The organism is Methylomonas rosea, from assembly GCF_024505055.1.
Taxonomy (GTDB): domain Bacteria; phylum Pseudomonadota; class Gammaproteobacteria; order Methylococcales; family Methylomonadaceae; genus Methylomonas; species Methylomonas rosea.
Genome location: NZ_JANIBL010000003.1, coordinates 39,453 through 53,204, shown reverse-complemented (window position 1 = coordinate 53,204; position 13,752 = coordinate 39,453). Strand labels below are relative to the sequence as shown.

Annotated in this window: 16 protein-coding genes; all 16 read left to right on the top strand. The window is 57.0% G+C overall.

All coding sequences use genetic code 11. The features are described 5' to 3' along the window. Positions 1 to 7: 7 nt before the first annotated feature. Positions 8 to 682: a hypothetical protein gene (locus tag NP589_RS01630; protein WP_256605382.1), complete on the top strand. Its 675-nt coding sequence runs from the start codon at positions 8 to 10 to the stop codon at positions 680 to 682. Further along, positions 682 to 1,185, top strand: a complete 504-nt coding sequence (locus NP589_RS01625) for a phage protein Gp36 family protein (protein ID WP_256605381.1) — start codon at positions 682 to 684, stop codon at positions 1,183 to 1,185. Before NP589_RS01630 ends, NP589_RS01625 begins: the two co-directional genes overlap by 1 nt. Beyond that, positions 1,185 to 1,673 (top strand): phage tail terminator protein, encoded by a 489-nt coding sequence (locus tag NP589_RS01620; protein WP_256605380.1) that lies wholly within the window; start codon positions 1,185 to 1,187, stop codon positions 1,671 to 1,673. Before NP589_RS01625 ends, NP589_RS01620 begins: the two co-directional genes overlap by 1 nt. Continuing rightward, on the top strand, positions 1,670 to 3,133 hold the full coding sequence (locus tag NP589_RS01615; protein WP_256605379.1) for a hypothetical protein: 1,464 nt from the start codon (positions 1,670 to 1,672) through the stop codon (positions 3,131 to 3,133). Before NP589_RS01620 ends, NP589_RS01615 begins: the two co-directional genes overlap by 4 nt. A 115-nt stretch (positions 3,134 to 3,248) precedes the next feature. Beyond that, positions 3,249 to 3,611: a phage tail tube protein gene (locus tag NP589_RS01610; protein WP_256605378.1), complete on the top strand. Its 363-nt coding sequence runs from the start codon at positions 3,249 to 3,251 to the stop codon at positions 3,609 to 3,611. A gap of 2 nt (positions 3,612 to 3,613) precedes the next feature. Beyond that, positions 3,614 to 5,077, top strand: coding sequence for a hypothetical protein (locus NP589_RS01605; protein ID WP_256605377.1), 1,464 nt, complete (start codon positions 3,614 to 3,616; stop codon positions 5,075 to 5,077). Further along, positions 5,074 to 5,367 (top strand): phage tail assembly protein, encoded by a 294-nt coding sequence (locus NP589_RS01600; protein ID WP_256605376.1) that lies wholly within the window; start codon positions 5,074 to 5,076, stop codon positions 5,365 to 5,367. The genes NP589_RS01605 and NP589_RS01600 overlap by 4 nt, the downstream gene beginning before the upstream one ends. Before the next feature lie 280 nt (positions 5,368 to 5,647). Next, the gene (locus tag NP589_RS01595) at positions 5,648 to 7,627 is read left to right on the top strand and encodes a phage tail tape measure protein (RefSeq protein WP_256605375.1); all 1,980 of its coding nucleotides are present in this window, start codon (positions 5,648 to 5,650) and stop codon (positions 7,625 to 7,627) included. Then, entirely contained in the window at positions 7,627 to 8,793 is a 1,167-nt protein-coding gene (locus NP589_RS01590; protein ID WP_256605374.1) for a DNA circularization N-terminal domain-containing protein, read from the top strand. The genes NP589_RS01595 and NP589_RS01590 overlap by 1 nt, the downstream gene beginning before the upstream one ends. Beyond that, positions 8,786 to 9,838 (top strand): phage baseplate assembly protein, encoded by a 1,053-nt coding sequence (locus NP589_RS01585; RefSeq protein ID WP_256605373.1) that lies wholly within the window; start codon positions 8,786 to 8,788, stop codon positions 9,836 to 9,838. Before NP589_RS01590 ends, NP589_RS01585 begins: the two co-directional genes overlap by 8 nt. Beyond that, positions 9,819 to 10,304 carry a phage baseplate assembly protein domain-containing protein gene (locus NP589_RS01580; protein ID WP_256605372.1) on the top strand — a complete coding sequence of 162 codons (486 nt, stop codon included), beginning with the start codon at positions 9,819 to 9,821 and terminating at the stop codon, positions 10,302 to 10,304. The genes NP589_RS01585 and NP589_RS01580 overlap by 20 nt, the downstream gene beginning before the upstream one ends. Before the next feature lie 7 nt (positions 10,305 to 10,311). Then, positions 10,312 to 10,710, top strand: a complete 399-nt coding sequence (locus NP589_RS01575; protein WP_256605371.1) for a phage GP46 family protein — start codon at positions 10,312 to 10,314, stop codon at positions 10,708 to 10,710. After that, entirely contained in the window at positions 10,707 to 11,753 is a 1,047-nt protein-coding gene (locus NP589_RS01570; RefSeq protein ID WP_256605370.1) for a baseplate J/gp47 family protein, read from the top strand. The genes NP589_RS01575 and NP589_RS01570 overlap by 4 nt, the downstream gene beginning before the upstream one ends. Further along, complete coding sequence (locus NP589_RS01565) at positions 11,753 to 12,328, top strand: hypothetical protein (protein WP_256605369.1); 576 nt, start codon at positions 11,753 to 11,755, stop codon at positions 12,326 to 12,328. The genes NP589_RS01570 and NP589_RS01565 overlap by 1 nt, the downstream gene beginning before the upstream one ends. Further along, positions 12,321 to 13,142: a glycine-rich domain-containing protein gene (locus tag NP589_RS01560; protein WP_256605368.1), complete on the top strand. Its 822-nt coding sequence runs from the start codon at positions 12,321 to 12,323 to the stop codon at positions 13,140 to 13,142. Before NP589_RS01565 ends, NP589_RS01560 begins: the two co-directional genes overlap by 8 nt. Next, complete coding sequence (locus tag NP589_RS01555; RefSeq protein ID WP_256605367.1) at positions 13,142 to 13,693, top strand: DUF4376 domain-containing protein; 552 nt, start codon at positions 13,142 to 13,144, stop codon at positions 13,691 to 13,693. Before NP589_RS01560 ends, NP589_RS01555 begins: the two co-directional genes overlap by 1 nt. Positions 13,694 to 13,752: the final 59 nt, after the last annotated feature.

The following is a 13,752-nucleotide window of genomic DNA, read 5'->3' as shown; positions in this document are numbered from 1 at the left end:
GACTGATATGCCAAAAGTTTATGTCCGCGTGAATCTGCGCACCGATTTGGAAAAGCGCGACCGTTGCGCCGAACGTTTTACCCGCGATTGGAAAGAGATCGACATCGACGACGCCACCCGCGCAGCGTTGGAAGAAGATCCGTATCTGGAAGTCAGCGATACGCCCACCGTGCTGGTGGAAGTGGCCGCGACTGTTCAAGCCGCTGTTGAAACCGCTGGAGACCTTACAATCCACCCTGAGAGCGAAGCGACTGGGGAGACTGCGGCGGAAGGAACCGAAACCGGTACTGCATCCCCGGTGCCCAATGCCGACGCGACTAACAACGAGGGCGACCATGTTATCGATACTGTTACTGACGGCAGGGTTGGCGATGTCGCCGTCGCCGCCGAAAACAATACCACCGCAACCGATGGCGCTGATTTATCGACCGATCAGGCCGGCACGGCCGAAAGCGGGACCGAGTTATCCGCTGCCGAAGCGGCGCAAACGGTAACAGCCGACACGCGCATGGAAACCATCAAGGCCGCCATCGGTCAGCTCGACCCCAACAATTCCGAGCAATGGTTGAGCGATGGCAAGCCGGTGATCGATGCGATTACTGTCCTGACCGGTTTCAGAGTAATGGCCGTCGAGCGCGACCAAGCCTGGAGCCAAATCAAAACCCAAGCGGCGGCTGAGTAATGCCCTTCGCCACCCGTGCCGATCTGTTAGCCCGCACCAACGCCCGCCGCCTGGCGCAGTTGGCGGTGCCGGCTGACATGGGCATGCCACCCGAGGACGCGCTACGCGTGGCTATCGATGGCGGCGACTTGACCGGTTATACGAGCGCTGAGCAAACCGCGCTGGCGGCGGCATTGGATGCTATTGACACAGCGCTGGCCGATGCCGACCAGGTATTGATCAGCGCCGGTGTGCCGGATGGCACCCAAACCAGTTTGTTAGCCCGGATGGTCTCCACGATTGCGCTGTTTTATCTGCAAGGCGCTGAACGGATGACCGCGGAAGTGCAGCGGGCTTACGATGGCGTGATGGACATGATCAAGATGTTCAAGCGCGGCGAGCTGGACTTGGTACCTGCGCCACCGCCCGGGCCGCTCGATCCGGTTGTGTCTGATGATCTGGTGCAGTTTGAGAGCGCGTCTCGCCGTTACGGCGGCACGTCGGCTGTTATTGAGGACTGGTAATGATCTCGCTGACGTCCGTCCTCGATCACATCAAGTCTAAGCCGGCCGATTTTGCTCATGCCTGGTTCCGCGACTTCGGCCTGGCCGCCGAATACGCACAGATCGAACCGACCGCATTGCCGTTGCCGGCGGTGTGGCTGGTCCGAGCCGCCGACAAATCCGACGAGCTGGATGCCGAGGCCCGCGCCGCGAATATCACGCTGGGCTTCGACGCAGTGATTGCCATCGAGAACATCCGCACTCAGCGCGCCGGCGAAACCGACGATGTGCTGCTGGCATACCGCGATGCGGTGCGCGTGTTGTTGCAAGGCTGGGAGATCGAGCCGGACCTGAAACCGATCAAATTCAAAGGCGGCAAAGTGCTGGAGTACACCGCACAGGACATTTACTGGGCCGACCGTTACGAGTTCAACGCCCTGATCACCAATTATTTACCCGACCCCGGCCCCTACAGTGGCCTGGTTTACATAGGAGCACCCGCATTATGACGATGGCATTTGATTACATTCCGGCAGCGCTGCGCTATCCCGGCGTTTACATCGAGATTGACAGCAGTCAGGCCAGTCTGGGCGCGGATATACCCGCTGCGCTGCTGGTCGGGCAAAAACTATCGGCCGGCACAGCGCCGGCGGGCGAGGTTGTTAGGATTACCTCCGTGTTTGATGCTCAGCAAAAATTCGGCGCAGGCTCGATGCTGGCGCAAATGGCGGCCCGTTATCGGGCGGTAGATGAGTTTTTTGATGTTTATGTCTTGCCTTATGCAGACAACGGTGCCGGCGTGGCCGCGACCGGTACCATTACCGTCACTGCGGTGGCGACGGTTGACGGCACACTATCATTATATGTAGCCGGCAAATTGATCAGCGTCGGCATTACCAGCGCGATGACTACTGCCCAAATCGCCACGGCTATTGCTGCGGCATTTACCGATTTGGACATCCCCGTCACGGCTGCGGCAGTTGCCAGCGTAGTGACTCTGACTTGTCGCCACAAAGGCACCTGCGGCAATAATATCGATATTCGCCTCAATTTATACGGCGAAATCAAACCGACCGGCCTGGGCTTGACCTTGGCGGCGATGACGGGCGGCACTGGCGATCCGGCTCCCGGCAACTTGCCGGTATTGATCGGCAGTAACCGCCGCTATCGCTACGTAGCATTAGGCATTAACGATGCTGCTACGTTGGCCGCCTGGCACACCGAAAGTCAACGCCGCTATCAACCGCCCGTTCAAGCCGGTTTTAGAGCGTTTACCACGCACCGGGGCGACGCGGCGGCGGCGATGGCATTTGGCGAAACCAAAAACTACGAACACATTTGCGATCTGTCGCTGGAGATTAACCCGACTACTACCTGGGAGGGGGCTGCGATGTTGGCAGCGGCCGCCGGCCCGCAAATCTACAACAACCCTGTCGAGTCTCTTGAAGGGGTACTGTTGACCGGCATGATTGGTGTGACCTATCACGATGATTTCCCCACGGCCAACAGCTTGCTCTTCAAGGGTATGTCGGTGATGGAAGTTGGCACAGACGGCAGTTGTTACATCAAAAGCTTGATTACGATGCACCAGTACAAGCCGGACGGCAGCGAGGATGATGCATATCTGGACATCAACGCGCCGGAGGTGATGGACCGCATCCGCGAAACGCAAATCGCGGCGGCCAAAAAAGCCTTTACGGGCACCGCAGCGGCGGAGACCAACGAGGGCTATAAGCCTGGGCTGCGCATTACCACCAAAGACTCGGTCACGTCGCTGTTGTTGAGTCATTATCAGAACGTCTTGGTGCGCGAATATGGCTGGTGCCAAAAATACGCGTACTACAAAGCGAATTTGTTTGTCGAACAAGACCCGGACAACCCCAGCCGTTTCAATTTCCGCGATACCCCTGTGCCGTTATCGCCATTCAAAATACTGGCTGGCCGCGCGCAGTTTGTTAAGCGGGTTTAAAAATCTCCTCCTGCCCCCTCTTTGCCAAAGATGGGGAATTATCTCCCCCTTTAACAAAGGGGGACAAAGGGGGATTTACAAACAGGTTAAACGCACTTTATGGGAGATTTAAACCATGGCTGAATTAAATAACATCCGCACCGTCTCGGTGCCATCCATCGGCAAACTGCCGCTGGCCGCCCAGCCGGGCACGTTTACCCCGTCCGGCGAATCGCGCGAGCACAGAGCCGGCCGCTTGGCCGAAGACGGTGGATTTTTGACAGGCAATAAGCCGGCGGTGCTGGAGTTGAATATCAACATCCAGGCCGGCGTGGATCTGGACGCGATCAACGCGATCAAAAACGAGGACGTGACGATCCGCTTGACCAGCGGCCAGGTGTACATGATGTCGCAAGCGTTTCGCTCCGGCGATCCAGCTGGATGGGGGGATGGTGAAAGTAAGATCACCATTATGGCTAATGTGTCTGAGAGGATTTAGGAATGCCTAATCGTCAAATATCATATTACAAAAACGTAATCGATCTACCCCCGCCCAGCGAGTTCGGCGATGGTCTGGCGATGGCAGAAGGGGCTTTGTACTACTGCGATAGCAAAACCTGGGGCGACATTAGAGAGTTTTCGAAAATGCCGCCTGAAAAGCGCAGGCTACGGAAGAACTTATATCCGATCAACAGCGAAACGTTTATCGGCAGTAACAGCAACACCGGCAACCCCATTCAGAATGTCGCGTTTCCGGGTCACCACTGGGGTATTGCATCCGGTGTGCAGCTGAGCAGCGGTGCAGCGAATGGTTTTTGTCAGCGCAACCAGACCGTCATCGCTGATAGTAATTTTATTGTGTATTCGTTTTTTGCTCACGTGCCGCCGGGAGTGACGGGCGCAAAGGTCCTCGTCACGAATATGGGATTTAACGGCGGCGAGCTGGCGTCTCTGTCATACGATTGGGATGCCCCGCTCAGTGCGTCGACCGGAATTTATGGCACGAACAACGTCACTACATTAGGTAATCGCTGGACGGTGCAAGATATGGGTGGCGGTGTACGGCGCTTTTCTCGCCCCTTCTTGAACGACGGCACAAGAACGACGTTCATTTATCAGTTAAACAGCTCTGTTGACGGTGATAAGCCGATATACTCCGGCTTTTTCGCGGAAAACGTGCCGAACAACGGTAGTGCGTTATTGCCATCGCCGTACGTCAGAAGCGGTAATGTTGCGCCCTATCACGGCGGAGGTCGTGCAAACGCTGGGTTCGTGTCTGCGCCGTCGCTACCGTTTTCGACGGTCCGGTGTTATACAGATTCCATTTTTCAGAGTGGCACCAATGCAAAGTTAACAGTGCTCTTAGCATCAATGTTTGGCAGGACGGGTAATAATACACTTGGTGGCACTAAACTCGTGACTGACGGCTTCGGCGAGGGGTCGCAAAAGGCTGTGCTCACGCGGTTGCGCGAAGACCGGGTTGCCGCAGTCGGTACGATTAACGATTTTTCGAAATCGTTAGTCGTTATTAATGGTGGTTTTAATGAAGGGCCTCAAAACGAAGCTGGGCGTATAGCGATGACGGCAGCGTTGCAAGCCGAAATCGAAGCATTAGGCCATGACAACTATGTCATCTGTGGCTTGTTGATGAAATTTAACACAGCGGCGTTTCCGGCTAAAGCCGAGAATCTTTCTACAAACATTGACGCCTATCTGGCAAAAAAAGCACTAAACGAACTGTGGCGACAAACGTTTGGCTGGCATTTTTTCGACACTCACGCGGCGTCTGTCAACGCATATGATCCGCTATCCGCTGCAGACGTGGCTGCGTATGCGCTGGACATGCGTCCGCCGTCATTAGCGCTATCCACGGGAGACGGCGATCATCCTGGTGATGAAGAAGCGATGGTGATAGCGGCGGCGTTGCGGGATCATATTTTTCATTTTTTTTCGAGGCACAAATGAGACTAATTAACCCGCTCAATATCGGCAAAACCCACATCACCGAACTGAAATTCCGCGCCTACACCACCGCCGCCGACTACTTGTCATTCGACAAGCGCGGCGGGGTAGCGCAGCGGATTGCGTTGATTGCCTCGCTGACTGGCACCGACGAAGCGCTGATCGAGCAGCTGCGCGGGCCGGATTATGTCCGCGCGGAAAAGATTGCCAGCGACATGCTGGCCGCTGACGAAGAAGCGGCAGGAGACGACGCCGAAAAAAAGTTGTCAGAATCATCACAGCAGTCGGATTAGTCGCTAAAGTGCTGAATCAACCGCTGCCAATTGCCAAAGCCTTGCCGCTGGCCGAGCTGTTCATGTGGGCCAAGGTGGCGGCGGCGATGGATGGGCGGAAGTTTGAATAAACTCCCCTTCTCCCGCCGGGAGAAGGCTGGGATGAGGGGATAAATCTAATTCTCCTCACCCCAACCCTCTCCATCAGGAGAGGGAGTGAACCGCTGGAAATATTTCCTGCCTGATCACCGTTGCTCTACCGCTATAAACTCCGGTTACATCCCGTATCCGGAGTTTTTTTATGTCCAGTGCCGCCGAGGCCGCCGAGGCCGAGTTAAGGCTCAAGTTTGTCGACAAAGGCGCGACGACCGGCATCGATAAGTATGCCAAGCACGTCGAGCAAATCACCAAGCGCACAGAAGACCTGGCGACCCAGTCCAACAGTCGCCAGCGCACGTCATACGAGCGATTGTCTCTAGCCCGCGAAACATTGGGCATTCGTTCTGAAACTAAAATCCGCGAAGAAATGCGGAAAACCACAGCTGCTTATCAAGAGCTGCGCAAATCCGGTACCGCAACACAAGACGAACTCACGCGCGCCGCTGAAAAGACTCGGCAAAAGATCACCAAGCTGACCAACGAAATGGGCAAGCTGACCAAGGAGCAGCAGAAAGCCGCCAAGGCCGCAAAGGATTTTGAAACGGCCCAAGGCCGGATTAGAACCGGCGTGGCGGTGGGTGCTGGCGTAGCGGCGGCTGGCTATGCACTGAAATCGCCGGTGATGAATGCGATGTCGTTTGATGAAAGACTGGCAAGCATGGCGAATACCGCCTATCCGGAGCGTACAGCATCCGGCCGCTTGCAGGGCGCTAAAGCGTTGGAAGCTGTCATCAATCGTTCCGTGGACCTTAAGCAAGGCGGCGGTGGTACGCGCGACCAGGCGGCGGAAGCACTGGATGCATTGATCGCCAAGGGTACGCTGACGCGCGAGCAATCAACAGCGTTTTTACCTACCGTGATGCGCACCGCTTACGGTTCGTCGGCAGCTCCCGTCGATATCGCCAATCTGGCCAGCGCCTTGGTCGGCCAAAACATCGTCGGCAATGAACGCGATTTAAAGCGCGCGTTGAACATGGTCACCGCCTCCGGCCAGGCCGGCGGCTTTGAGATTAAAGACATGGCCAGGGCGCTGCCTGGTCAATTGGCAGTCGGTAAAACCGCCGGTTTGGTCGGTCTGCCGGGCTTGCAAAAAATCCTGACCATGAATCAGGCGGCGATCATGACGGCCGGCGATACCTCCACAGCCGGCAACAACGTGCTCAACCTGCTGACCAAGTTATCCTCTGGCGATACCGCCAAGGATTTTGATAAGGCTGGCGGCGGCGACCTGAATAAATTCCTGATCGAGCAGCGTATTAAAGGTATCGACGCGGTCGACGCCTGGATGAATTTAATCGATAAGCTATCGCTGCGCGATCCACAGATGAAAGCGGCGCTGGCCAAGCTGGAAAAGGCCGGTAATAAAGCCGATCAACAAGCAGCCATCGAATCGATTTCGCAATTGGCGGAAGGCGGCGTGATCGGCAAATTCTTTCAAGACATGCAGGCGCGCGCCGCGTTATTTGGCATGCGTAATAAAGCGCTGACCGAGCGGGTTGGCGGATTTATCAGCGCCAACAATACCGAGTTTGGCGCTAACGACCTCAATTTCGAAACTATGGCCGGCACGGGTGCGGCCGCATTGCGTAACGCAGAGCAGGAAGCGGCGATCCGGCAGAAAGATGCTATGGATAAGCTGATTCCGACGATTACCCGCGCGTCGGAAATCTTTGTCGACCTCTCGCAAAAGTATCCGAATTTAAGCGCCGCCGTGGTGGGTGCTACGCCGCCGATAATTGCCTTGGGTACGGCGGCAGGGTTATCTGCATTGGCTATGGGTGGCGGCAAGGGCGGCCGATTTGCCGAGCTGGCTACTAAATGGGGCGGTCGTGGCGCTGGAACGTTCGGTGTTTTGGGTGCCGCTACTGCCGGTTATGCAGTCGGCGATATGTTGGTCAGGCCCGGTATCGATAAATTAACCCAATGGGGCACGGGCGATAAAAACGCCACACTAGGTACCGCCCTGGCCGATTACTTTAATAAGCCTGCGCAAAAATCCGAAGTGCATCTGACGGTGGAATCCACTGCACCAGGCTTCATGGTCAAACAAAAATCAAAGTCAGACGGGGTTAGCGTGACGACCAAGGGCAACACCGGCAACCTGTTTAACGGAGCGCCCTGATGGCAGAAACCTACCGCGACCGCTGGAGCACCGCGCGTTGGCGTGAGATCGAGTTTTTGACTGAGAGTCATGACGCTAAAGGCGGCCGCCGAAAAGCCATTCACGAATTTCCCGGTGCCGAAGAGCCGGTCGTCGAGGATATGGGCGGCAAGGCTGGCGATTATCAGCTGAACGCGTATTTCATCGGCAACGATTACGATCTTGAAGCGGTTGCGCTGATAAAGGCGTTGAATCAACCCGGCGCAGATTGGTTATTGCATCCCTGGTTGGGTCGTATTTGGGTGACGCCTATTAGTTGGTCGCGGCGCGATAGCAATGATGCCAATGGCTTTTGTACGGTTGCGATTAGCTGGGTAGCGGGCGGCGAACAGCCACCGGAAGCAACACCGGACCAAGTCGATATCGCCAACGCCAGCATCGCGGGGTTTGCTGATGCGGCGGTCGCCGATTTCGATCTGTTGGCGATGAGCGCCGACGGCCTGGGGGCGTTTGTCGCGCAGGTGCAAGGCAAGTTGGAATTTGTCCGGCAAGCGATCAGCTTTGCGACCTTGCCGTTAATCTGGTCCAGCCAGTTGCTGGGCCTGGTCTCAGGTATTAAGGGCGATCTGGGCGCGCTGGCAGCCATACCCGGCAGCTATGCCAATGCGTTTCGCAGTCTATCCAATGCCATTGGCCTGGGGGCGGACGATGCCGGCTTGGCCGACACAGACCGGCCACGTCTGGTGTCGCGGCTAGTCGCGTTGTCCGCCAACGCCAACCACGGCACATTAAGCGGCGTGGCGGCGACCGATAGCGCGGTGCGCGGTAATTTAACCCGCGAGGCCGCTTTGCAAAGCCGCTTGTATTTAGCCGCGGCGATGCAAGTGGCGTTGGTGGATTATCGCGCCGAAGTAGACCGCACGGCGGTGCTTGCGGCTATCGATACCGCTTACGACGCCTTGTTACCGACGTTGCCTGACACCGTGTTTCAGGCCGCTGTGACCGCCCGCACCGCGTTGGTGGAAGCGGTAATGGCGCAAGACTTACAGCCACAGCAAATACGCGACCTGGTCGGCAACTTGCCGTCTACCGTGTTGGCCCACAGGATGCGGATCGATGAGTCGGTGTTTTTGGCCCGCAATGGCGTGCGGCATCCGTTGTTTGTGCGTGGGCGGGTGTATGGTTGAGATCCGCTTCAACGGCCAGCGCTATGCGTACTGGCAAAACGTGCATGTCAGCGCCTCGGTGGACGATCTGGCGGCCTCGGTTAGTCTGGCGGTGACGCGGCCAGGCACCGGCGAGCGCCTAGGCGTGGATGCCAACACAGTGATCGAGGTATTGATTGCCGATATCGTCGTCGCCACGATCCGCCCGGATGTAATCAACCGGCATATTGATGCCAATAGCCACGGCATAGCGATTGAAGCGCGCTCGTTAGGGCGCGAGTTGATCGACTGCCAATACTCAAAAACCCTGTCAGGCCTGAAATTGGGCGAGATTGTGAAGCAGCTTTGCAGCACGTTTAAAGTGCCTGTGAAGATCGATGCCGACACCGCTGTGGTGCCTGATTTTGCCATGCAATGCGAGTCGCCCAGCAACGCGCTGATCAATGCCGCCCGCGCTGCCAATCTGTTGTTGTACCCCACGCCCGACGGCGGCTTATTGCTGACCAAACCCACTGAGGCCGCGCCGGTTGCTACGCTGGTGTATGGCGAGCAGGTCGAGAGCTTTTCGGTGGTGGACGAATACAAGCTGCGCTTTTCCGATTACCTCGTAAAAGGTTACGACTACGCCACCGATAAGGCGCTGAAAGGCGCGGTAAAGGATGGCGGTATTGGTTATTTCCGGCCGCTGCACATCCTGGCGGACAAAACCGGGCAAGGGCTGGGCGGCTGCGACCGGCGGGCGACCTTGGAGCGCAATCGCCGGCTGGCCCGCGCGCATCGCATCGATCTGGACGTATACGGCTGGACGCATGCCAACGGCGTGTGGGACATCAACACCCAGGTGCGGGTGATTATTCCGGGTGAGGATATCGACGGCGTCTATTTAATTGGTGAGCGGGCATTTACGCTGGACGACCAGCGCGGCAGCATGACCAGACTAACGGTGATGAAGCGCGAGGCGTTTATTGGCGAAGAAAAGCCCGCCAGTAGCAAGGCAAAAAAAGGCGCTAAACACAAAGCCAAAAAGGCCGAGGAGAAAATTATTTATGCAACAGATCTGGGCTAGGTTGCAGCTGTTGTTTGCCCACGGCGTGGCGACGCTGGTCGGTGCCGATCGTGTCCAGGCGCGTGTGCTGGATAACGAGGTTCTGAATAATCTGGCACGGGTGGAGCCCTACGGATTTAGTTATCGGCCCCAGCCTGGCGCGCAAGTGTATCTGGCATTTCCGGGCGGTGACCGCTCGTATGGCGTGGCGCTGGTGATCGGGGATAAGCGCTATCAAATTGAGTTGCAAGCCGGCGAAGTGGCGCTGCATGACGATATTGGCCATGTCATCAAGCTGGGCCGGGATGGCATTGCGGTGGATGGCGGCGGGCATGATTTGACGATTACCAACGCGCCTACCGTCATTGTCAACGATGGCGACGTGCACGTGAGCGGCGGTGATATCGTTGCCGACGGTATCTCATTAAAACAGCATGTTCACGGCAACGTGCAGCCCGGCAGTGGCGACACCGACTTACCGCATTGAGGCACTTATGTTGAAACTGGTCCAAATTGATAACGGCGTGTTTGATCTGCAATTTGACGACCCCGCGCTAGCCGATGAGCAAGCCGCGCTGGAAACCCTGGTGTTTGCGGCGCTATTTACCGACGCCGAGGCACCGTCCCGCCGTGTGCCAGATCGTTACGAGCGGCGCGGTTGGTGGGCCGATCCGGCCAAGGGTACAGGTTTATGGTATCTGCGCCGCCAAGGGCTGGGTGATGCCGCCCGGCGCGAGGCGATTTTTATGGTTGAGCAAGCCTTGCGCGATCATGGTCTGAACGATGTCTCAGTGATAGAAGACCCCGCCGCCGCCGGAAATGTTTCCGGGGTGTTTCTGTTGATCAGTGGTTCGCATAATGGTCGCACCTTTAATATGAGTGTGCCGCTGTGACCGACTACGTCCGCCCCTCTTATGCCGAGCTAAAAACCCGCATCGAAACTGACCTGGCCGCTGTGCCGGCGGTGTTGCGTGGGCCTTTGGCGGCGATGTGGGCGCGGGCTTGTCACGGCCAGCACGGCTATTTGGAGTGGATCGATAAGCAATGCAGCCCGCTGACGTGCGAGCTGGAGCGGCTGTATGACTGGGCGGCGCTGTATGGCGTGGAGCGGCTAGATGCCACTGCCGCGACCGGTAATGTATTGGCAACCGGCACGGTGGGTACGCTCCTGTTGGCCGATACCATTCTACGCGGCCAGAATGGCCTTGATTACACGGTGATGGCGGCTGTTGCGTTAGGCGCCGGCTCTACGCCGGTCTCTGTGCGCTGCAACACCGCTGGCAGTGCCGGCAATTTGCTGGCCGGCCAAACATTAACCCTGGTTGACCCGGTGCCTGGCATATCCGGCACGTTGACTGTCGCTTTAGGCGGCCTGACTGGCGGCGCGGAACAAGAGACGCTTGAAAGCTGGCGGGCACGGGTAGCCGACGAATGGCGCACGATGGTGACGCGTGGCGCTCGTTCGGGCAAGCCGGACGACTATCGCTATTGGGCTAAGTCTGCCCACCCGTCCGTGACCACTGCGTTGGTACAGCCGCAAGTATTGGGCTTGGGCACAGTGATTGTCAGGCCTATTTGTAACGGGCTTTTGAACCGCTTGCCTTCGCCGGCCGTACTGGCAGCGGTGTCGGCGTACTTAACCGACATCGCCCCGGCCACGGCGGATTGGTCTGTGGTTGCGCCGTTGGTGCATGCCGTGACCATCACTATCGATTTGCTCCCCGGTTACGATACGCTGGATAACCGCAATGCGATTACGGCGGCGCTGGCAGCTTTGGGATTGGCCGAGTCTAGCGAGACCTCGTTATTGGCGATGGCCGAGATCGATGCGGCGATTGCGACGGTCACGACGCAATACACCCGCATTGCCCCGCTGGCCGATATCGCCATCGGTGCCGGCGAGGTATTCGTACTGCAACCGGTGGTGTGGGTGTAATGCAAATCACCCCGCACACGGTCGCTGAATTCGCCCAGGCGCAACAGCGCTTGTTACCGCCGGGTGCCGCCTGGGATTGGCCGGCAGGCAGTACGGGCAACGTTTTATTAACTGGCATGGCCGCAGAATTGGCGCGCGTCGAAGCCGCTACCCAGTTGGTATTGGATAACGCCATCGATACCCACCGGCCCAAGATTAGCAGCTGGCATATCAGCGAGTATCGGCGCGTGGCGAATGAGGCTATTGCCGGCGTAACCGAGACGATGCCGCGCAAAATGCTGGCGGTGGGTAGCCATGTTGGCGACCGGTGTTGGAGTGCAGCCGGGCCGGCAACGACGTTTCCGGTGGATTTGGTGCAGGTGGATCATTTAGTGACTAAGCCGCTGCGCGTCGGTAGTCGTGTTGGCGATAGGTGTTGGAGTACGCGCGGCCGGTATGTGTTGCGGGTGCGTTACTACCGGTCGGTAGTCGATCCGAAAGTGTTATGGGATGCGTTGGCGGAATTTAAGCAAGCGCACGTGTTTTTATGGTTTGAGGACATCACGGGTAGTGGTGGCGAGGTGAGTTATGCATAAGATTGATGGGGCTGGACATATTGGTAACCAGTTTGTCCCCGAGGATGATTTGATCAGTCGCCCACCGACCGAATTGACAGGCGATTGGCTGAATGCGGTGCAAGGGGAGATTGTGTCGGTTGTGCAGGCGGCAGGGTTGGTATTGTCCAAACCTGATAATACCCAGCTACTACAGGCTATTCGTATATTGAAACAGCCCAATTTAGTCAAAATGACGAGTAGCGGCAATTTCATAACCCCCGCCGACATTACTGCCGATACGGTTTTTGAAATCACGTTGGTTGGCGGTGGCGCTGGTGGCGGTAGTGGCGCTCAACTAGGGGGTGGCGGTGGCTCTGGCGGATGTTCAACGTTTTTTATCAGTGGTCTGCTGCCTTCCACAGCATATGCGGTACTGATTGGTGCCGGTGCTAGTGGTGGCTCTGGCGGGGCAGCCGGAGGCACCGGCGGCACAACTCAAATAACTATTGGCGGTGTGGTGTATTCTGTTGATGGTGGTCAGGCAGGTGGCAGTAATACATCGCCTAATTCTAGGACGTCTAGTCAAGGCGGGGTTTCGGCCACAATAACAGCGTTGCCCTACATTAATTATTTGTCGCCTGGTACGACCAACGGCTCGAACATTTCGTCTGTTTATACAGGCTCTCCTGGCGGTAGTAATGTATACGGCCAGGGTGGGCGAGGTGGGGATAGTACAGGTAGCGCCGGCGGTTTTGATGGCGTGGGGTTCGGTGCTGGTGGCGGTGCCGGCGTGGGCGGTAACCCTGGTGGCGCTGGTACGAGTGGTTTGGCAATTTTCAAATGGGTTGGGTGATGAGAGCGGTCGAGGTATTAAGTAACGTGGTGGTTAATGCTGTTGTCGTTGATCAGCTGCCAGATGGATATATCGCATCTGAAACGGCAAATATCGGTGATCTCTATGATGGTGGTGTTTTTGTACCTAATTCGCCATCTGCACCGATCACGCGAGATCCATTGCATGCGGCTGTAGATGGTGAGCGATCCCGACGTTGGCGCGCCGGATTCCCTGTGCAAATTGGCAGCGTTATAAAGTGGTTCCACTCGGATGAATTTAGTCTGACTCAGCATCTGGGCCTGAAAGATAAGGCCCGTGATATGTTGGCAGCCGGCGGCGCTATGACCGATAACATCACGATTGGCGGGCAACCAGTGCAATGGTCAACGATGGATGGATCGTCCGTTACGATTTCGGTGCAAGTGGCGTTTGATTTGGTCAGTGCTGCCGGACTCCAGCAAGCGTTGATATTCGCGGCCAGTCAGGCTCATAAAGCCGCTATCGATGTTGCGGAAGATTTATCCGGCTACAACGTCATGGCGGGGTGGCCGCTTGTGTTTGGCGAGTGATTAAACGGTGCGACCGGCGATGGTGCGCTAACACCGCCGCCGGCCACCCTTTGCAGAGC

Coding starts and splice junctions, on each gene's coding strand:
- NP589_RS01560 (WP_256605368.1), top strand. CDS start 12,321: ATGCATAAGATTGATGGGGCTGGACATATTGGTAACCAGTTTGTCCCC.
- NP589_RS01615 (WP_256605379.1), top strand. CDS start 1,670: ATGACGATGGCATTTGATTACATTCCGGCAGCGCTGCGCTATCCCGGC.
- NP589_RS01575 (WP_256605371.1), top strand. CDS start 10,312: ATGTTGAAACTGGTCCAAATTGATAACGGCGTGTTTGATCTGCAATTT.
- NP589_RS01605 (WP_256605377.1), top strand. CDS start 3,614: ATGCCTAATCGTCAAATATCATATTACAAAAACGTAATCGATCTACCC.
- NP589_RS01595 (WP_256605375.1), top strand. CDS start 5,648: ATGTCCAGTGCCGCCGAGGCCGCCGAGGCCGAGTTAAGGCTCAAGTTT.
- NP589_RS01580 (WP_256605372.1), top strand. CDS start 9,819: ATGCAACAGATCTGGGCTAGGTTGCAGCTGTTGTTTGCCCACGGCGTG.
- NP589_RS01610 (WP_256605378.1), top strand. CDS start 3,249: ATGGCTGAATTAAATAACATCCGCACCGTCTCGGTGCCATCCATCGGC.
- NP589_RS01565 (WP_256605369.1), top strand. CDS start 11,753: ATGCAAATCACCCCGCACACGGTCGCTGAATTCGCCCAGGCGCAACAG.
- NP589_RS01590 (WP_256605374.1), top strand. CDS start 7,627: ATGGCAGAAACCTACCGCGACCGCTGGAGCACCGCGCGTTGGCGTGAG.
- NP589_RS01585 (WP_256605373.1), top strand. CDS start 8,786: ATGGTTGAGATCCGCTTCAACGGCCAGCGCTATGCGTACTGGCAAAAC.
- NP589_RS01600 (WP_256605376.1), top strand. CDS start 5,074: ATGAGACTAATTAACCCGCTCAATATCGGCAAAACCCACATCACCGAA.
- NP589_RS01555 (WP_256605367.1), top strand. CDS start 13,142: ATGAGAGCGGTCGAGGTATTAAGTAACGTGGTGGTTAATGCTGTTGTC.
- NP589_RS01630 (WP_256605382.1), top strand. CDS start 8: ATGCCAAAAGTTTATGTCCGCGTGAATCTGCGCACCGATTTGGAAAAG.
- NP589_RS01620 (WP_256605380.1), top strand. CDS start 1,185: ATGATCTCGCTGACGTCCGTCCTCGATCACATCAAGTCTAAGCCGGCC.
- NP589_RS01625 (WP_256605381.1), top strand. CDS start 682: ATGCCCTTCGCCACCCGTGCCGATCTGTTAGCCCGCACCAACGCCCGC.